Annotated in this window: 20 protein-coding genes; 7 read left to right on the top strand and 13 right to left on the bottom strand. The window is 67.2% G+C overall.

The genetic code is table 11. From position 1 onward, the window contains the following. The 7 genes from GOOTI_RS11080 to clpS all read right to left on the bottom strand — a co-directional run. Nucleotides 1-227, bottom strand: a 227-nt coding sequence (locus tag GOOTI_RS11080) for a pyridoxal-phosphate dependent enzyme (RefSeq protein ID WP_007238677.1), incomplete at its 3' end; no start/stop codon positions are given. 8 nt (nt 228-235) lie between these two features. Continuing rightward, nucleotides 236-529, bottom strand: coding sequence for a MoaD/ThiS family protein (locus GOOTI_RS11085; protein WP_007238678.1), 294 nt, complete (start codon nt 527-529; stop codon nt 236-238). A 3-nt stretch (nt 530-532) separates the two neighbouring features. Further along, entirely contained in the window at nt 533-940 is a 408-nt protein-coding gene (locus GOOTI_RS11090) for a M67 family metallopeptidase (protein ID WP_007238679.1), read from the bottom strand. Nucleotides 941-1,072: 132 nt separating this feature from the next. Beyond that, complete coding sequence (locus GOOTI_RS11095) at nt 1,073-2,068, bottom strand: P1 family peptidase (protein WP_007238680.1); 996 nt, start codon at nt 2,066-2,068, stop codon at nt 1,073-1,075. Between the two features lie 3 nt (nt 2,069-2,071). Then, nucleotides 2,072-2,197: a hypothetical protein gene (locus tag GOOTI_RS27045; RefSeq protein WP_267879812.1), complete on the bottom strand. Its 126-nt coding sequence runs from the start codon at nt 2,195-2,197 to the stop codon at nt 2,072-2,074. Further along, nucleotides 2,197-2,772, bottom strand: a complete 576-nt coding sequence (gene aosR, locus GOOTI_RS11100; RefSeq protein WP_039993955.1) for an oxidative stress transcriptional regulator AosR — start codon at nt 2,770-2,772, stop codon at nt 2,197-2,199. Before aosR ends, GOOTI_RS27045 begins: the two co-directional genes overlap by 1 nt. A gap of 20 nt (nt 2,773-2,792) precedes the next feature. After that, entirely contained in the window at nt 2,793-3,134 is a 342-nt protein-coding gene (clpS, locus tag GOOTI_RS11105; protein WP_039993956.1) for an ATP-dependent Clp protease adapter ClpS, read from the bottom strand. Between the two features lie 20 nt (nt 3,135-3,154). On the opposite strand from clpS, the gene GOOTI_RS11110 reads away from it, so the two are divergent. The 5 genes from GOOTI_RS11110 to glgB all read left to right on the top strand — a co-directional run bounded on the left by GOOTI_RS11110 (nt 3,155) and on the right by glgB (nt 11,652). Then, nucleotides 3,155-4,459, top strand: coding sequence for a nicotinate phosphoribosyltransferase (locus GOOTI_RS11110; RefSeq protein ID WP_007238683.1), 1,305 nt, complete (start codon nt 3,155-3,157; stop codon nt 4,457-4,459). A 125-nt stretch (nt 4,460-4,584) separates the two neighbouring features. After that, entirely contained in the window at nt 4,585-5,196 is a 612-nt protein-coding gene (locus tag GOOTI_RS11115; RefSeq protein ID WP_007238684.1) for an isochorismatase family protein, read from the top strand. 17 nt (nt 5,197-5,213) lie between these two features. Beyond that, a complete protein-coding gene (locus GOOTI_RS11120) occupies nt 5,214-7,319 on the top strand; it encodes an ATP-dependent DNA helicase (RefSeq protein ID WP_174299132.1) in 2,106 nt (701 codons plus the stop codon). Between the two features lie 117 nt (nt 7,320-7,436). Next, nucleotides 7,437-9,437: a maltotransferase domain-containing protein gene (locus GOOTI_RS11125; RefSeq protein WP_007238686.1), complete on the top strand. Its 2,001-nt coding sequence runs from the start codon at nt 7,437-7,439 to the stop codon at nt 9,435-9,437. A 7-nt stretch (nt 9,438-9,444) separates the two neighbouring features. Beyond that, nucleotides 9,445-11,652, top strand: a complete 2,208-nt coding sequence (gene glgB / locus GOOTI_RS11130) for a 1,4-alpha-glucan branching protein GlgB (protein ID WP_007238687.1) — start codon at nt 9,445-9,447, stop codon at nt 11,650-11,652. Nucleotides 11,653-11,658: 6 nt separating this feature from the next. On the opposite strand, the gene trxA is transcribed toward glgB, so the two are convergent. The 5 genes from trxA to GOOTI_RS11155 form a co-directional block, all read right to left on the bottom strand. Then, nucleotides 11,659-12,564, bottom strand: coding sequence for a thioredoxin (trxA, locus tag GOOTI_RS11135; RefSeq protein WP_039993961.1), 906 nt, complete (start codon nt 12,562-12,564; stop codon nt 11,659-11,661). 102 nt (nt 12,565-12,666) lie between these two features. Then, a complete protein-coding gene (locus GOOTI_RS11140; RefSeq protein WP_007238689.1) occupies nt 12,667-13,839 on the bottom strand; it encodes an MFS transporter in 1,173 nt (390 codons plus the stop codon). Nucleotides 13,840-13,891: 52 nt separating this feature from the next. Continuing rightward, nucleotides 13,892-14,197: a thiamine-binding protein gene (locus GOOTI_RS11145; protein ID WP_007238690.1), complete on the bottom strand. Its 306-nt coding sequence runs from the start codon at nt 14,195-14,197 to the stop codon at nt 13,892-13,894. A 45-nt stretch (nt 14,198-14,242) separates the two neighbouring features. Beyond that, nucleotides 14,243-14,608: a DUF3817 domain-containing protein gene (locus GOOTI_RS11150; RefSeq protein WP_007238691.1), complete on the bottom strand. Its 366-nt coding sequence runs from the start codon at nt 14,606-14,608 to the stop codon at nt 14,243-14,245. Nucleotides 14,609-14,681: 73 nt separating this feature from the next. Then, the gene (locus GOOTI_RS11155) at nt 14,682-15,887 is read right to left on the bottom strand and encodes an acetyl-CoA C-acetyltransferase (RefSeq protein ID WP_007238692.1); all 1,206 of its coding nucleotides are present in this window, start codon (nt 15,885-15,887) and stop codon (nt 14,682-14,684) included. An 80-nt stretch (nt 15,888-15,967) separates the two neighbouring features. Between GOOTI_RS11155 and mce the strand changes: the two genes are divergently transcribed. Both mce and GOOTI_RS11165 read left to right on the top strand, forming a co-directional pair. Further along, entirely contained in the window at nt 15,968-16,468 is a 501-nt protein-coding gene (mce, locus tag GOOTI_RS11160; protein ID WP_039993958.1) for a methylmalonyl-CoA epimerase, read from the top strand. A 65-nt stretch (nt 16,469-16,533) separates the two neighbouring features. Then, nucleotides 16,534-17,541, top strand: coding sequence for a coiled-coil domain-containing protein (locus GOOTI_RS11165; protein ID WP_007238694.1), 1,008 nt, complete (start codon nt 16,534-16,536; stop codon nt 17,539-17,541). A 22-nt stretch (nt 17,542-17,563) separates the two neighbouring features. Here the strand turns inward: GOOTI_RS11165 and nucS are convergent, their stop codons facing one another. Next, nucleotides 17,564-18,262, bottom strand: coding sequence for an endonuclease NucS (gene nucS / locus GOOTI_RS11170; protein WP_039993959.1), 699 nt, complete (start codon nt 18,260-18,262; stop codon nt 17,564-17,566). Between the last annotated feature and the right edge of the window lie 68 nt (nt 18,263-18,330).

Genomic DNA, 18,330 nt, shown 5'->3' on the forward strand with positions numbered 1-18,330 from the left:
GTCGATCCGGGCTGCAGCAGACCGTCGGCCTCTGCCTGTTCGATCATCCGCAGCGCGGGCCGGTCCTTGATCGATCCGGTCGGGTTGCGGTCTTCGAGCTTCGCCCACAGCCGTACGTGTGGACCGCCGTCTGGCGCGTCCGAGTCGTCCCACCGCGGCGACAGTCGCTGCAGTCCGATGAGCGGTGTGTGCCCGACGGACGCGATCAGCGAGGTGTAGCGCGCCACAGAGTCGACTACTGTCGTCCGCCGGCGACGGCCGGCAGAATCGTGACTTCGTCACCGTCGTCGATCGAGGTCTGGAGTCCGCCGGAGAAGCGCACATCCTCGTCGTTGACGTAGATGTTGACGAAACGGTGCAACTTGCCCGCACCCGCACCGTCGGCGGCTACGAGTCGATCCTTGAGACCGGGGTTGGCGGTCTCGAGGTCGTCGATGAGCTCGGACAGCGTCGAGCCGGAACCTTCGACGCGCTTCTCCCCGCCGGTGTGGGTACGCAAGATGGTCGGGATGGACACGGTGACCGTCATGGTTCAGCTCCTGATCTCGATGGGTTCTTCGGCGACCTCACCGTCGATGATGCGGTAACTCCGGATTTCGGTGTCGTCCTCGTCGCGGGTGGACACGAGCACATAGTGGGCCTGCGGCTCGCTGGCGTACGAGACATCGGTGCGACTCGGATACGCTTCCGTCGCGGTGTGCGAGTGGTAGATGACGATCGGTTCCTCGTCGTTGCGGTCCATCTCACGCCACACCTTGAGCTGCTCTGTCGAGTCGAAGCGGTAGAAGGTCGGCGACCGTTCGGCGTTGACCATCGGAACGAATCGGTCCGGATGGTCGGAACCCTCCGCACCCGCGATCACCCCGCACGCCTCGTCGGGATGATCGGCGCGCGCATGCGCGACCATCGCGTCGACCAACTCCTGGCTGATCTGCAGCACTCGTACTCGTTCTCCTCGTCGCGGCCCCGCGGACATTCACTCCCCGCCGCGCAACCCAGCTGATGGACTAGCGTCGTTGCGCACAACGCGGACGCCCGAGTGCGTATTCCGGCCGCTGTTCACCGTCGGCCGCTAGGAGATGCCCTCGATCGCGATCGCCGACGGCGCGAGATCGGCGTAGGCCGGTACGCCGGCGACCGAATCCGCGGCCAGAACGGCGTTGACGATCGCACGTTGGGTCACCGTGACCGCGACTCGACAGATCTCGGCGAGCACCGCGATGTCCGGATTCATCCCCGGCGGGACCAGCGGCGAGGGATCCACTTCACGCGCACCCGTGGCCACGGCGAAGACGGTGTCGCCGTCGAGCGGTGAATGCACAGGGTGAATCGCACGCGCGAGTCCGTCATGCGCCGACATCGCGATGCGACGCACCGACGCCGCCGACAGCGCCGCGTCGGTGGCGACGACACCGATCGTGGTGTTGAGCACGGTCTGCTTGGATGCCACCTGCGCAAGCCGCGCGACGTCGGATGGGTCGGGCGGGGTGAGTCCGTGATAGGCGAGATCGGAATCGGTTGCGCCCCAAGGGAGCCCGGTCGCGGGATCGACGACCGAACCAACCGGGTTGGCCACGATCAGCGCGCCGACGGTGATCCCGGCCGCCGCACCCGAATCGATCAGCACGGCCGCCGTACCGACCCCACCCTTGAGGCCTCCGGCGCGCGCCCCCGCCCCAGCACCGACACTTCCCTGCTCGACCTCGACGCCCGCTGCATCGAGCGCCGCTCGCCCGAAGGTCGCATCCGGTCGGTGCTGCCACGCGCCCATCGGCAGGTCGAAGATGACGGCCGACGGCACGATCGGCACGACGCCGCCCTGGGCGTTCATCGGCAGACCGCGCCCGGATTCCTCCAGCCCGGCCATCACCCCGTCCGCAGCGGCGAGACCGTAGGCGCTGCCGCCGGTGAGGACGATGGCGTGCACGGTGGTGACGGAGTTCGACGGGTCGAGAAGATCGGTCTCGCGAGTGCCGGGGCCGCCACCGCGTACGTCGACGGCAGCGGTCGGGCTCCTGCCGCGCCCTCCGGTCGGCCGACCGTGAGGACGGTCGTCCCGGTCGCCCACCCTTCACCCGGCGCGATCGTCGGGGCCGCCGAGGCCCAACGTCGCGTCTGCATCGACGACGTGGTGATGCCCGACCGCGATGCCTGCCACGTCGGTGATGCGGTCGCCGGGCACAGCCCAACCGGTCATCAGATCATCGCCTCGACGAGCAGCTCCTGGATCACGGTCAGCCAGTGGTAGACGTCGAGGTGCGCGGCATGCGGGTGGTCGGCTGGAAGCTGGTCGGGGGTGTCCTCGGAGATTCCGAGCATCGCACCCAGTGCGAGCCGGACGTCGTTGAGCGCGGTCAACCAACTCATCGCCTCCTCCTCGGTGAGCGAGACGTCGCCGCCGCCGTCGGGCAGCGTCGCGAGCATCGTCGTCGAGGCGGCGAGTTTGGCGTCGATGATCTTCGGTTCGTTGACGCTGCGCAACGCCGAGTTGAGTCGCCCGTTGACGGCGTCAGCGGTGAGTTCCGCATCCTGATCGGGCCGGTGGAAATCGGGTAGCAGGCGACCGAGCGTCGCGTCGGTCGGAGCGCTCGAGTGGCCGGTGCGGATGCCGGTCAGCTCGGCGAGCTCGTCACGGGGAGCGCTCGCCTCGCGTTCGGTCAACAGTTCCGACATCGACGCAACCATCGAGGCCAGGAGCTCGGACTCGTGAGCTTCCAACGACGTGGTGTACCGGACCGAACGTCCTCGACCCCTGCGTTTCCAGACGCGCACTCGTCAATCCCGCCCGCTGTTCAGCTGTCGTGCTGCATCGTCGCCCACAGACCGGCGGCATGCAGTTTGGTCACGTCGGATTCCATCTTGTCGCGATCGCCGGCCGACACCACGGCTTTGCCCTCGGTGTGTACCTGCATCATCAGCTGATTCGCCTTGGCTTCCGAATAGCCGAAGACCTTCTGGAAAACGAAGGTCACATAGCGCATCAGATTGACGGGATCGTCCCAGACGATGGTGACCCACAGTCGGTCGAGTGCCGTGGCGGCGTCGGCAACGGCCGGGTCTGCCACGGCCGTGCCGCTGCTACCACCGCCGTCTCCGGGAGTAGCCTCATGCGCACGAATATCGTCAGGCGCCATACAACCTAGGGTAAGGGATCGTGACCATCCGCAACACCGCCCTGCTCACCGACCAGTACGAGCTCACCATGGTGTCCGCTGCGCTGCGGCACCCCGTCGCGCACCGACAGTGCGTCTTCGAGGTGTTCGCGCGCAGGCTTCCCGACGGGCGCCGCTACGGGGTCGTCGCCGGAACCTCGCGCATCCTCGACGAGCTAGCCGACTTCCGGTTCGGCGACGACGAGATCGCGGTCGTCGAGCGCTTTCTCGACGCCGAGACCGTCGAGTGGCTACGCGGGTACGAGTTCACCGGGGACATCGACGGCTACCGCGAGGGAGAGCTCTACTTCCCCAACTCTCCGATCCTCACGGTGCGCGGCACCTTCGCCGAGGCGGTCGTGCTCGAAACACTGATCCTGTCGATCCTCAACCACGACAGCGCGATCGCCTCGGCTGCCGCCCGCATGGTCAGCGCCGCGAGTAGGCGCCCCATCATCGAGATGGGATCGCGACGCACGCACGAGTGGGCTGCGGTGGCCAGTGCACGTGCCGCGTACCTGGCCGGTGTCGCCGCCACGTCGAACCTCGAGGCCGCGCGGACCTACGGCGTGCCGAGCGCGGGCACCGCAGCGCACTCGTTCACGCTGGCATTCACCGAGCCCGACGGCGCGAATGAGAAAGCCGCGTTCGCAGCGCAGATCGAGACGCTCGGTGTCGGCACCACGCTGCTTGTCGACACGTTCGACATCACCCAGGGGGTACGCAACGCCGTGGAGGTCGCCGGCCCCGAGCTCGGTGCCGTGCGTATCGATTCCGGTGATCTGGGAGTACTGGCGCGCCAGGTTCGTGAGCAACTCGACGAGTTGGGTGCACCGAACACGAAGATCGTCGTCTCCGGCGACCTCGACGAGTACGCCATCGCGTCGTTGCGCGCAGAGCCCGTCGACACCTACGGCGTCGGCACCTCGCTGGTCACCGGCAGCGGCGCCCCGACCGCCGGCATGGTCTACAAACTCGTCGAGGTCGACGGCATCCCGGTGGCCAAACGCGCCAGTCACAAGGAATCCAAGGGCGGGGCGAAGAACGCCGTGCGGGTCGCCCGTCCCACCGGCACCATCGTCGAGGAGATCCTCTACCGGGACGGCACGCCGAGACCGGAGGTGCCCGGCCACGTCGTCCGACCGCTGCAGATCCCGCTGGTTCGGGGTGGGCGTCGCGTCGACGACCTGCCGACACTCAACGACGCACGCGCGTTTCTCGCCGACGGTCTCGTCAGCCTGCCGTGGGAGGGACTCGGTCTGTCGCACGGCGACCCGGCCATCCCGACACGGTTCCATCTCGGCTGAGAGAGCAGGTCGGTAAGCGCGACAGCAGGGAACCGATCCCCGCCCGCCCACGTCCAACCCACGAGCCGACCAAGTGAACCCAGACGACCAGTGAACCCAGACGACCACTACCCGAGGAGTCCGGAATGTCCAGCCCACACTTCGACGCCGACGACACGCCCGCCCAGGCGCTGATCGTCGTCGACGTCCAGAACGACTTCTGCGAGGGTGGCGCGCTCGGCGTGAACGGCGGCATCGCGGTGGCGCGTTCGCTGGCGTCGCTGACCGGCGACTACGACATCGTCGTCGCGACCCGCGACTACCACATCGATCCCGGGGCGCACTTCTCCGAGGATCCCGACTTCGTCGACAGCTGGCCGCCGCACTGCAGGGTGGGCACCGATGGTGTCGCCTTCTCCCCCGAGTTCGACACCTCCGACGTCGAAGAGGTGTTCTCCAAGGGCGAGTACAGCGCCGCATACTCAGGCTTCGAGGGTGCCTCCCCCGACGGGACCACGCTCGCCAACTGGCTGCACGCGCGCAATGTGCAGACGGTAGACGTCGTGGGCATCGCCACGGACCACTGCGTCCGCGCGACCGCCGTCGACGCAGTCAAGGCGGGCTTCGACACACGTGTCCTGTTGAACTTCACCGCCGCGGTCTCCGAAGACACCGCCGACGCCGCGCTCACCACGATGAGCAAGGCGGGCGTCACACTGGTCGGCGACCTGGTCCACGGCGGGCAGGCCGCGTCCTAGTGCCGGAGGCATCTGCGGTGACCCGCCTCCCCGAGGTGACCGAGCTTCTCGACACTGCCGTCACGGCCCTTGCGGGTAAACGCCGTGACGGCCAGGTCCGGATGGCCACGGCGGTGGCCAACGCGATCGAGACCGGCGAGCACCTCGCGGTCCAGGCGGGCACGGGCACAGGCAAATCGCTGGCCTACCTCGTGCCAGCCATCCGACACGCCGTCGACTCCGGAGACACCGTCGTCGTGTCCACAGCGACGATTGCGTTGCAGCGGCAGCTGGTGGAGCGCGATCTGCCCCGACTCGCCGGTGCACTGAAGAGCGCGCTCGGGCGCGAACCGACCTTCGCCATCCTGAAGGGACGCGGAAACTACCTCTGCCTCAACAAGATCCATGCGGGGACCGTCGAAGAACCCGACACCGAACTGTTCGACGCCTTCGAACTGTCTCGGACAGGACGCGAGGTCACCCGGCTACGCGAGTGGGTCTCCGACACCGAGACCGGCGACCGCGACGATTTGACCCCCGGCGTCGCCGACCGATCCTGGCGCCAGGTCAGCGTCACCTCCCGTGAATGCCTCGGGGCGTCGAACTGCTCATATGCGGAGGACTGCTTCGCCGAACGTGCCCGGCGCACATCCGGGCAGGTCGACGTGGTGGTCACCAACCACGCCATGCTCGCGATCGACGCGATGAGTCCCGCGAACGTGTTGCCCGACCATCACGTCGTGATCGTCGACGAGGCCCACGACCTCGTCGACCGCATCACGTCGGTGTCGACATCAGACCTCTCGGCCGCATCCATCACCGTCGCAGCCCGCCGCTGCGGCAAGCTCATCGACGAGGAGACGATCGACGCGTTGATCGGCGCCGGCGAACAACTCGGCGACATGCTCGACGACGCCCCCAGACGCGAGTGGACCGCGTTGCCCGCAGATGCGTCGCTGGTACTCGCGACGCTGCGCGATCGGCTGTGGCTGGCGCGGTCGGCCATCGGCCCGGCGCGCGGCGCAGGCGGCGCCGACGACGGGTTGGGCGCGACGCGGTCGGCGGCACTGACGTCGCTGGAAGAGCTCCACGACACCGCGGTTCGCGTACTCGGCGCCTTCGACGAACCCGACCCGGCGAAACGACGCGACGTGGTGTGGGTCGCCGACGAACGCGCCGGTCGATCTGAAGCGTCGACGCGCACGGTCCTGCACGTCGCGCCCCTGTCGGTCGGCGGTCTGCTGCGCGCCACGCTGTTCTCCGAATCCACGGTGATCCTCACGTCGGCGACGCTCACCATCGGCGGCTCCTTCGACGCACTCGCCGCCACGTGGGGCCTCCCCGCGGCGGGACGCGGCACCGATACCCCCGCCGCCGACGACATCGCACTCGGCGATGCCCGCAACGACGCGCCCGCCCGCGACGCCACCGCGTCCGGTCGTGCGGCGCCGTCCGACGGCTCCCCGATGCGGTGGACGGGTCTCGACGCGGGCTCACCGTTCGACTACCCCCGCTCGGCAATCCTCTACGTCGCCCGCCATCTCCCCCGCCCGGGACGCGATTCCATCGCGCCGGCGACTCTCGACGAACTCGCGGCACTGACCGAGGCCGCAGGTGGCCGCACACTCGGTCTGTTCTCCTCGATGCGCGCTGCCAGAGAGGCCAGTGAGGCGCTCCGCGAGCGCAGTGACCTACCGATCCTGTGTCAGGGTGACGATACGACGGCAGCATTGGTCACGCGCTTCGCAGAGGACCCCGCGACCTGTCTGTTCGGCACCCTGTCGCTCTGGCAGGGTGTCGACGTCCCCGGCCCCTCGTTGTCGTTGGTGATCATCGACCGAATCCCGTTCCCGCGGCCCGACGACCCGCTGCTCGGCGCACGCCAACGCGCGGTGACGGCCCGCGGCGGAAACGGTTTCCTGTCCGTGGCCGCCAATCACGCTGCGCTACTACTCGCGCAGGGAGCGGGACGGCTGTTGCGATCGGTCGACGACCGCGGGGTGGTCGCCGTGCTCGACTCGCGCCTGGCCACGGCCGGTTACGGCGGTTACCTGCTCGCCTCCATGCCGCCGTTCTGGCGCACCACCGACCCCGACGTCGTCCGCGCGGCACTCGGCAGACTCGCCGCCGTACCGCTACGGTGAAACTGACGCCGCGGATCGCACTTGCCGACGCGTCGACATCACTACAGTGAGATCAACAGTGTGGGATCGATGATGACTCCCGGCCGTGCGCGTGGCCGCTGACGAGAGGGGGCCGAAGTGATCGGCCGGATGGGCATCGACGACATCCAACCATTGATCTCCGCGGGACAGTACCCTGCGAAATGCGTTGTCGGAGAGATGATTCCGATAAGTGCAACAGCGTGGCGCGAAGGTCACGACGCTCTCGGGGTCACCCTGCACGTCGAAACCCCTTACCGCACCTCGTTCGACGTTCGGATGTCGGCCTCGAGCGAACCCGACATCTACAACGCTGCCATCGTCCCCGACGCCGTCGGCTATTGGACGTTCCGCATCGAGGCATGGAGTGATCTGTACGCGACCTGGCGGTCGGCCGTCGAAAAGAAGATCGACGCCGGACAGGGCGCAGAAGACCTCGCCAACGATCTCGAGATCGGGGCGCGGGTCCTCACCGAGGCCGCGGAGTCCGTCGATGGCGACGACCGCCAACTGTTACTCGACGCCGTCGACTCCCTCCGCTCGCGCCGCAGGCGCATCGAGAATCGTGTCGGCATGGCGCTGTCGGACGAGGTCGCCGAACTACTCGACGCACATCCGGTCCGTGAGCTCGTGACCAAGAGCCGCAACCTGCGGATCTGGACCGATCGCCGTCGGGCACTCTACGGGTCGTGGTACGAGATGTTCCCGCGGTCGACCGGCGGTTGGGACAACGACGGACGGCCGGTGCACGGCACGTTCCTCACCGCGGCTGCCGACCTCTCGCGCATCGCCGACATGGGATTCGATGTGGTCTATCTTCCGCCGATCCATCCGATCGGCGAGGTGAACCGCAAGGGCCCGAACAACACGCTGGTCGCAGCGCCCGACGACGTCGGGTCGCCGTGGGCGATCGGATCGAGCGACGGTGGACACGACGCCATCCATCCCCGCCTCGGTTCGCAGGAGGATTTCGAGTATTTCCTCTCCCGCGCAGCAGAACTCGGTATGGAGGTGGCCCTCGACCTCGCGCTTCAGACCGCCCCGGACCATCCATGGGCGACCGAGCACCCCGACTGGTTCACCACGCTGCCCGACGGCACGATCGCCTACGCGGAGAATCCGCCCAAGAAGTACCAGGACATCTACCCGCTGAACTTCGACAACGACCGCAACGGCATCTACCGTGCGGTGCTGGAGATCGTGCTGGCATGGAACAAGCTGGGCGTCAAGATCTTTCGCGTCGACAACCCGCACACCAAGCCGCCGAACTTCTGGGAGTGGCTGATCACCGAGGTCAAGAAGCGCGACCCCGACGTCCTCTTCCTCGCCGAAGCGTTCACCCGACCGGCACGGCTCTACGGCCTTGCGCGCCTTGGCTTCACGCAGTCCTACACCTACTTCACGTGGAAGACGGCGAAGTGGGAACTCGAGGAGTTCGGTCGGGAGATCGCCGCACATGCCGACGAGTCACGGCCCAACCTCTTCGTCAACACGCCCGACATTCTGCACGAGAGCCTGCAGCACGGCGGTCCGGGGATGTTCGCACTGCGGGCCGCGCTGGCGGCGACGCTGTCGCCGACCTGGGGCGTCTACAGCGGGTACGAGCTCTACGAACATGTGCCCGTACGCGAGGGCAGCGAGGAGTACCTCGACTCCGAGAAGTACGAGCTACGTCCTCGTGACTACAAGGGGGCAGCGAGCCGCGGAGAGTCGCTCGAGCCGTGGATCACCTCGCTCAATGCGATACGTCGACGCCACCCCGCGTTGCAACAGTTGCGCGACATCACCTTCCACCACCTCGACAATCCCGCGCTGATCGCCTATTCGAAGCTCGATCCGGTGTCGGGCGACCGTGTCGTCGTGGTGATCAACATCAACCCGTTCGGCGCAGAGGAGTCGACACTGTGGTTGGACATGCCGGCGCTCGGATTCGACTGGCAGGAGCGCTTCGTCGGCACAGACGAGGTCTCCGGTGAGGAGTTCGGCTGGGGCCAGGCGAATTACGTCCGACTCGAACCGTGGCGTGCGGTCGCACACATCGTCGCGCTCCCCCCGCTGAACCCCGACGCCGCCCGCCGACTCTCCTACCGAATCCAGTGAGTTCATCGTGACCAGCAGAGAACCCGATCCCTTCGCGTCCGACCACGACCTCCGGCGTCTGATGTCGACGACGCATCCCGACCCGCACGCATTCCTCGGCGCGCACGACGCTCCCGGCGGATACACCATCCTGCGGACGTTGCGCCCCGATGCCATCTCCGTCTCGGCCGTCATCGGCGGCGTCGACTACCCGATGCATCATCAGACAGACGACCTGTTCGTCGTGACGGTGCCGATCAAGAATCTGATCGACTACCGCTATCGCGTCGCTTACCCCGACGGCAACGGGGACACAACGGAATTCGTCGTCGCCGACGGGTATCGCTTCCTGCCGAGCATCGGCGAACTCGATCTACACCTGTTCTCCGAGGGACGACACGAGGAATTGTGGAAGGTCCTCGGTGCACACATCGTCACCTACACCACGCCCGACGGCGAGGTGCCCGGTACGACGTTCTCGGTGTGGGCCCCCAACGCGCACGGCGTCGTCGTGATCGGTGATTTCGACGGGTGGAGCGGGCGGTCGGCGCCCATGCGGTCGATGGGCCCGTCCGGGGTGTGGGAGTTGTTCATCCCCGACGTCGGGGAGGGCACGCTCTACAAGTTCCGTGTCCACGGCGCGGACGGTGTCATCCACGACAAGGCCGACCCGATGGCCAGACGCACGGAGGTGCCGCCCGCCACCGCGTCGGTGGTGACCCGATCCGACTTCACCTGGTCCGACGGGCAGTGGATAGAGCGTCGCAGCGCGAGCGAGCCGACCCGCGAACCGATGAGCATCTACGAGGTGCATCTGGGTTCGTGGCGTACCGGCCTCGACTATCGCGAACTGGCCGAACAACTCGGCGACTACGTGATCGACAAGGGGTTCACCCACGTCGAGTTCCTACCGGTCGCCGAGCATCCGTTCGGCGGCTCGTGGGGCTATCAGGTGACGTCGTATTACGCGCCGACGGCGCGCTTCGGCCATCCCGACGACTTTCGCTACCTGGTCGATCATCTGCACTCGCTGGGGATTGCCGTTCTCGTCGATTGGGTTCCAGCGCACTTCCCCAAGGACGAGTGGGCTCTCGCGCGCTTCGACGGCACCCCGCTCTACGAGAACGCCGACCCGATGCGTGGCGAGCAACTCGACTGGGGTACATACGTTTTCGATTTCGGCCGCCGTGAGGTACGCAACTTCCTCGTCGCCAACGCGATCTATTGGATCGACGAGTTCCACATCGACGGGCTACGTGTCGACGCCGTCGCGTCGATGCTCTATCTCGACTACTCACGACCTGCGGGCGGCTGGCGTCCGAACATCTACGGTGGCCGCGAGAATCTCGAGGCGGTGCAGTTCCTGCAGGAGACCAACGCGACGGTCCACAAGCTCTTCCCGGGCGCGGTCACCGTCGCCGAGGAGTCGACGGCATGGCCCGGCGTGACCCGGATGACGGATCTGGGTGGACTGGGGTTCACCTTCAAATGGAACATGGGCTGGATGCACGACACCCTCGGCTATCTGGGGCGCGATCAGATCCACCGGAGCTTCCACCACCATGAGATCACGTTCTCCCTGATGTACGCGTGGAGCGAGAACTTCGTCCTACCGCTCTCCCACGACGAGGTCGTGCACGGCAAGGGCACTCTGTGGAGCCGTATGCCGGGCGACTCGTGGACCAAGGCGGCTGGTGTGCGGGTGTTTCTCGCCTATCAGTGGTCACACCCTGGCAAGCAGTTGCTGTTCATGGGCCAGGAGTTCGGCCAGACGGCCGAGTGGGCCGACAACCACAGCCTGGACTGGTACCAGCTGCAGGGCTGGGAGGGTGAGCTGCACCGTGGGATCTCGACCCTGACCACTGACCTCAACCGCATCTATCGGGAGCGCCCCGCGCTGTTCACACAGGACACCGAGCCGCGTGGTTACGAGTGGATCGACGCGAACGACACCGCGAACAACGTGATCAGCTTCCTGCGCTATGGATCCGACGGCTCGGTGCTCGCATGCCTGTTCAATTTCTCCGGGGTCGACCGCGATGACTACCGGGTCGGACTCCCCGTTGGCGGAACCTGGACCGAGGTACTCAACACCGACGCCGCGACCTACAGCGGAGCGGGCAAGGGCAATCTGGGTTCGGTCGCGGCCGACGGCGACGGCTGGCACGGTAGACCGGTCTCGGCCTCGGTGATGCTTCCCGCGAACTCGGCGATCTGGCTCGCTCCGGCCGACTGACCTCGGTCAGAACAGCGCGGCGGCGAGCTTGCGACGCGCAGCCACCACGAAGGGCTCAGCGGGGTCGAACAACTCGAACAGCTCGAGCAGCCGGGTCCGTGCGCGCGTGCGGTCGTCGCCCGAGGTCACCTTCACCAGCGCGATGATCCGATCGAAGGCTCCCTCGGGATCCTGGCCGAGCAACAGCACGTCGGCGGCGGCGAGCTGGGCGTCGACGTCGCCGGGTGCGGCGTTCTGAACGATCGAGGGGTCGTGGGCCTGCGCGCGCAGCATGAACTCCAGGTTGCGCACGAGTGATGACGCCTCGACGTTGTCGGGTTCGGCCTCGGCGATGGCCCGGTAATCGGCGAGCGCACCGTCGAAATCGCCCGCGTTCATCTTGTCCTCCGCAGCCACCATGCGGGGATCGTCGACGCTCTCGGGCTCTACGTCGACCTCGGGCGCGCCGGCCAGCGCCCCTCCCACCTGCGCCAGGATCTGGTCGATCCAGTCGGAGATCTCGGCTTCCGAACGCACGCCGTTGAAGGCGGCGACGGGTTGTCCTGCAGCGAGTGCGACAACTGTGGGAATCGACTGGACCCCGAAGGCCTGCGCGATCTGAGGATTGGAGTCGACGTCGATCTTGGCGAGCACCCAGGTGCCACCAGACGCGTTGGCCAGCTTCTCCAGCACCGGAGACAGCTGTTTACACGGGCCGCACCACTCTGCCCAGAGGTCTACGAGGACGAGCTGCCGCGTCGACCGCGACAGCACCTCGGTCTCGAAGGTCGCGTCGGTCACGTCGATGACGCTGCCGCCCGCGGACCCACCGCCCCCGGGTGCCTGCTGTTGGGCCTTCACCGGCTGATGCGCTTGTGCGCGTTGCGCATCGGCGCGTTCCTTGAGTGCCGAGAGGTCGACCGCACCGGACATGGCGACGGTCGCTGCGGCTTGCTGTCGTGCGGCGGCCGCAGCCTGCGCGCGTGCGGCGTTGCCCTGGGGTCTCGGGGTCGGTCGTGTCACCCTTCCAGTGTGTCATGTGACGCGAGGCCGCACGACAGGCGCGGCAACGAGAGCGAAGGCGAGCGCACCGATCACCGGGATGAGCCCGGTCGAGACCCCGGAGTGTCCGGCGATGAAGCCGACGATCGCAGGTCCCGAGAGCATCCCGAGGTAACCGCAGCCGACGACTGTCGAAATGGCACGACCACTCGACGACGTGGTGAGGTTGCCCGCCGCCGTGAAGATCTGTGGGATGAGACCGGCCAGCCCCACGCCGAAGATCGTCCAGCCGACGATGGCGGTGACGGGTTCGGGGGCGAGGATCGCCGCGCTGATGCCGACGATCCCGAGCAACGCACCCATGCGCACAACCCAGACCGGGCCGAGGCGGGCCGCGATCGGGTCGATAGCGAAGCGGGCAACCGTCATCGCGGCGCTGAACGCGCCGAAGGCGATGGCACCTACCGCGTCGCGGGTGTCGAAGCCCTCGACGACCTGCAGGGCACTCCAGTCGTATGCCGTGCCCTCGGCCAACATGAGTGCGAATGCCACTGCGGCGAGGATCGCGAGTCGACGCAGATCCAGCCCGTGCCACCAGCGGGCTCGCGGGGTGCCCCTCTTCTCGGCGTCCTGCTGCATTTCCGCGGGTGCGGACTCCTCCAACTCGCTGATGCCCGCGCCGTCGGAGGCCACCAGCGAACGCCCGCACACCACGACCAGGGCCAGGCCGAGCAGCGACGAGATCCCGACGGTTGCCACGACGCCGACTCGTGCCCACAGGGTCACGGCGACGATCAGCGACCCGGCCAGGCCGCCGAGCGAGAAGAACCCGTGAAACGACGACATGATGGGCCTGCGGTATGCGCGCTCCACCGCGACCGCCTGAGCGTTCATCGACACGTCGAGGCTGCCGTTGACGAAGCCGAACACCGCGAGAGCCGCGGCGAGTTGACCGGTGTTCGCCGCGAGCGCGGGTCCGAGCATCACCGGGCACAGCAGCGTCGCAGCAACCAGCGTCGTGGTGCGCGAACCGAATCTGTCGAGCGCGTGACCGCTGACCTGCATACCGACGAACGCCGCGCCGCCCAGCAGAAGCAACAGCGCACCGAGTTCTTCGTGCGACGTCCCGGTGCGCGAGGTGATCACCGGGATGTGTGCAACCCACAGTGCCGCAAGGAATCCGTTGAGAAAGAAGATCGCGGACACTGCGCCCCGCGCGCTCTGGAGCGACGACCTGCCCGCGCGGCGGCGCACGGGTTCAGGACAGATGCCGCATCACCCGGTCGACCTTGCCGGTGAGTTCGTCGATGTGGCCCGGCCTGATGTCGGCTTTGATGACCAGCCCGACACGCGGTGCCAGTTCACCCACCGCATCTGTGGCGCGCTTGATGACGTCCATGACCTCGTCCCACTCACCCTCGACGTAGGTGAACATCGCGGTGGTCTGATGCGGAAGGCCCGATTCGGCGACCACGCGCACCGCCGCGGCGACAGCAACGCTCATCCCACCGTCGTCGTCGACGGCGGTTCCGCCCGACGGGCTGAGACTGAAAGCTGCGATCATGATCTCTCCCTGTGTCGGCGCGGCGTGACGTCTCGGTTCGGTGGCTCAGGCCGCGTACTGGGGTTCGGGGTCGGTCTCGGTGGCGGACAGTTCTGCTAGGTGTCCGTTGCGGCGCGCCCACCACTCGAAGACGAGCGTGCCGAACGGAGGGAGGGACGAGAGCAGTGCCAGCGCGGTGACCGACAGGCTCCACCGCAACGACACGGCGGTCACGACGGAGATCAGCACGAAGGCGATGAACACAATGCCGTGCACCATGCCGGGAACCGCGACGGCTTCGGTGTATCCGAGCACCCACTTGAAGAACATCGCGACGAGGAGAGCGGCCCAGGTGATGGCCTCGAGGACGGCGACGAACCGGAAGCGCTTGGCAGGGGTGGACAGATCGAGGAATTGCTTCATGACGACCATTGTGCCTGACCCGGACGGCAACTACGACAGCGTGTAGTAGCCGTCCGGTATCGACGCACTCCTCGAGTCGGTGTCAGGCCTTGGGCACGCGGATGATCAGGGCGTCGCCCTGGCCGCCCGCGCCGCACAGCGCAGCCGCGCCGACACCGCCGCCGCGACGCTGCAACTCCAGCGCGAGGTGCAGTGCGATACGAGCACCCGAGGTGCCGATGGGGTGTCCGATCGCGATCGCACCGCCGTTGACGTTGACGATGTCGGGGTTGATCCCCAGAGCCCTGGTCGACGCGAGGCCGACCGCGGCAAAGGCTTCGTTGATCTCGACCAGATCGAGATCGGTCGGCGCGATTCCGGCTCGCGCACACGCCTTCTCGATGGCGTTGGCCGGCTGCAGCTGGAGCGAGGAGTCCGGTCCTGCGACCACGCCGTGCGGGCCGATCTCGGCGAGCGGCGTCAGTCCGAGTTCGGCGGCCTTCGCCTTGCTCATCACGACGACTGCTGCACCACCGTCGGAGATCTGCGACGAGTTGCCTGCCGTGATGGTGCCGTCCTTGCGGAACGCGGGGCGCAGCCGCGAGAGCGTCTCGACGGTGGTGTCGGCCCGGATGCCCTCGTCCTCGGCGAATTCGATCGGGTCGCCCTTGCGCTGCGGGATGCTCACCGGAACGACCTCGTCGGCGAAGAGTCCGTTCTTCCATGCCGTCGCCGCGAGCCGGTGGCTCCTGGCTGCGAACTCGTCCTGCTCGGCACGCGAGAAGCCGTTGGTGTCATTGCCTTCTTCGGTCAGCGCGCCCATCGGCTGGTCGGTGAACGCGTCGTAGAGACCGTCGAATGCGGTGTGGTCGACGAGTTCGGTGTTGCCGTACTTGAAGCCACTACGGCTGCCGGGGAGCAGGTGCGGCGCCTGGGTCATCGACTCCTGACCGCCGGCGACGACGCACTCGAATTCGCCTGCGCGGATGAGCTGGTCGGCCAACGCGATCGAGTCGATGCCCGACAGGCACATCTTGTTGATGGTGAGCGCGGGAACATCCCAGCCGATACCGGCCTTCACCGACGTCTGACGTGCGGGCATCTGCCCGGCGCCCGCGGTCAGCACCTGTCCCATGATCACGTAGTCGACGGCGGATGCGGGGACACCGCCGCGTTCGAGCGCGGCCTTGATGGCGATCGCACCGAGGTCGACTCCGCTGAATCCCGTGAGTGAACCGAGGAGCCGGCCGAACGGCGTGCGTGCGCCGGCGACGATGACCGACGTCGCCTGATCTGTTGCCGGGGACATGAAGACCTCCAAGTGCTGGGACAGCGACCAACCGAGCGGTCGCTCTGTTCGAATGACCTCTTAAACGTTACCTTTATCGCATGACGACCTCATCATCCGTGCCCCCCGTCGAATCCGCAGGTGCCGCCTCGCTCATCTCCGACCTCGTGGTGGCGATCGACCACGTGGGCATCGCGGTCGCCGACCTCGAGGCGGCCAAGAAGTGGTACGCCGAGCACCTCGGGTTCGTCACGCTCCACCAGGAGACCAACGACGAGCAAGGCGTCCACGAGGCCATGGTCGGGCCCGCGAACGCCGGCGGCGGCGCGGTCGTTCAACTGCTGGCCCCGGCGTCCGAGTCGTCGACGATCGCCAAGTTCCTCGACCGCAACGGGCCCGGTCTGCAACAACTGGCCGTTCGGGTCACCGACGTCGACGAGGTGATGACACGCCTCACGAGCGCCGGGGTACGAGTCCTGTACCCGGAGCCGCGACGCGGGACAGCCGATTCACGGATCAATTTCGTGCACCCCAAGGACGCAGGCGGCGTGCTGCTCGAACTGGTCGAACCCGCTGCAGAGCACGCTGCTGACGACCACTGATCTCCTCGGCGATTCGACTGATCTGCTCGGGCACTCGACCGGGTGCACCACTAGACTGTCGAACCATGTCGAGCCAGGCTCCGAGGCAGCATCTCCCGTTCGCCGTCGTCATGCGCGGATACGATCGCGAGCAGGTCGCCGAACGATTCCGACGCGTCGACGCCGACATGCGTGTGCTGGCCGCCGACCGCGACGCCGCGACCGCCAACGCCAACGAACTCGCCGCCCATCTGCACGAGGCACGCGCGACCATCGACGAACTCCGCCGCGAGGTCGACACCCTGTCGGTGCCACCCACCACAGCCCAGGGAATGAGCGAGCGGCTAAGCCGCATGCTCCAACTCGCATCCGACGAGGCCTCGGAGATGCGAGCAGAGGCCAGTGCCGAAGCCGCCGAGACGGTCTCGGTGGCGCGCCAGGAGGCCGACCGGACCGTGTCGGAGGCGCAGGCACGGGCCGAGTCGATCGTCGCGGACGCGGAGAAGAAGGCGTCGGGCATCGTCGCCGATGCCGAACAGCACGCGGCCGACCTACGCGCCGATGCGGAGGCGATCCATAGCAAGGCCAAGGCCGATGCCGCCGAATCCGACCGACTGTGTACCGAACGGGCGGCAGCGATGGAGGCGGAACACACGGCGACGATGACCGCGGCGCGCACGCAGGCGTCACAGCTGCTCGCCAAAACGCGTGCTGACGCGGACGAGTTGGCTCGGCAGAGCAAACAGACGCGCACCGAGGAGCGTCAGCGGCACGACCAGCAACTCGCCGAAGAACGACGGCAGGCACTCGCGGAGGCCAAGCAGATCCGTGACACCGCCCGCGACATCGCAGTCGAACGCCTCGCGGGCTCGCGCGCACTGTCGGCCAAGGCCGACGACGCACGCACCCGGGTACTCGACGAGTTCGAGGAGGTCCGCAAGAAGCTCACCGAGATCCAGAGGGAGTTCGGCACCTTCCCCGACACCCTCCGTCCCGCCGAGGACGTCGACTACACCTCGTTGTCCGACACGGACGACTCGGAACTGCTCAACCGTGCTCTCTCCGAGCGGGCGCGGTTCAGTACCGGCGAGTGACCCGACGCCGCGGTCTGCGACCTCAGAACAGCCGGAACTCGGTACTCTCCGCGCCTCGTAGCGCATCGTAATCCAGTACGACGCAGCGGATTCCGCGGTCGGTGGCCAAGGTGCGCGCCTGCGGCTTGATCTGTTGGGCGGCGAAGACCCCGCTGACCGGTGCCAGCAGCGGGTCACGATTGAGCAGTTCGAGGTAGCGAGTCAGTTGCTCGACGCCGTCGATCTCACCGCGACGCTTGATCTCGACGGCGACGGTGGCCCCGTCGGCGTCACGGCAGAGGATGTCGACGGGCCCGATGGCGGTCATGTACTCGCGTCGGATCAGTGAGTACCCCGACCCGAGGGTCTCGACGTGCTCGGCGAGCAGTTCCTGCAGGTGGGCCTCGACGCCGTCCTTCACCAGACCGGGATCGACGCCGAGTTCGTGCGAGGAATCGTGTTCGATCGACGCCAGCGTGATCCGCAGCTCCTCCCCTGTCTTGTTGGTGACCACCCAATACGCCTCGACGGACTCGTGCGCGGCGGCGATCTCGTCGGGCACCTGCGTCTCGGTCAACCAGCACGGTGGACTCATCCAGTTGAGCGGCTTGTAGGCGCGATCGTCTGCATGCACGCTCACCGATCCGTCCGATTTGATCAGCAGCAGCCGCCTGGCCATCGGCAGATGGGCCGTCAGTCGGCCGACGTAGTCCACTTGGCATTCCGCGATCACCAGACGCACACCGGGCAGCTTAGCGGCCGCACGCCGCGACCGACACAACCCCTGACGCGTGGCGAGCCACGTCCGGT

It is taken from the genome of Gordonia otitidis NBRC 100426 (genome assembly GCF_000248075.1).
Taxonomy (GTDB): Bacteria; Actinomycetota; Actinomycetes; order Mycobacteriales; family Mycobacteriaceae; genus Gordonia; species Gordonia otitidis.

What these genes read in the sequence shown, in the direction of transcription:
- GOOTI_RS11145 (WP_007238690.1), bottom strand. Translation starts at nt 14,197, where the DNA reads ATGATCGCAGCTTTCAGTCTCAGCCCGTCGGGCGGAACCGCCGTCGAC.
- GOOTI_RS11155 (WP_007238692.1), bottom strand. Translation starts at nt 15,887, where the DNA reads ATGTCCCCGGCAACAGATCAGGCGACGTCGGTCATCGTCGCCGGCGCA.
- GOOTI_RS27045 (WP_267879812.1), bottom strand. Translation starts at nt 2,197, where the DNA reads ATGACCGGTTGGGCTGTGCCCGGCGACCGCATCACCGACGTGGCAGGC.
- mce (WP_039993958.1), top strand. Translation starts at nt 15,968, where the DNA reads ATGACGACCTCATCATCCGTGCCCCCCGTCGAATCCGCAGGTGCCGCC.
- GOOTI_RS11165 (WP_007238694.1), top strand. Translation starts at nt 16,534, where the DNA reads ATGTCGAGCCAGGCTCCGAGGCAGCATCTCCCGTTCGCCGTCGTCATG.
- GOOTI_RS11085 (WP_007238678.1), bottom strand. Translation starts at nt 529, where the DNA reads ATGACGGTCACCGTGTCCATCCCGACCATCTTGCGTACCCACACCGGC.
- clpS (WP_039993956.1), bottom strand. Translation starts at nt 3,134, where the DNA reads ATGGCGCCTGACGATATTCGTGCGCATGAGGCTACTCCCGGAGACGGC.
- trxA (WP_039993961.1), bottom strand. Translation starts at nt 12,564, where the DNA reads ATGTCCGGTGCGGTCGACCTCTCGGCACTCAAGGAACGCGCCGATGCG.
- GOOTI_RS11150 (WP_007238691.1), bottom strand. Translation starts at nt 14,608, where the DNA reads ATGGTCGTCATGAAGCAATTCCTCGATCTGTCCACCCCTGCCAAGCGC.
- GOOTI_RS11115 (WP_007238684.1), top strand. Translation starts at nt 4,585, where the DNA reads ATGTCCAGCCCACACTTCGACGCCGACGACACGCCCGCCCAGGCGCTG.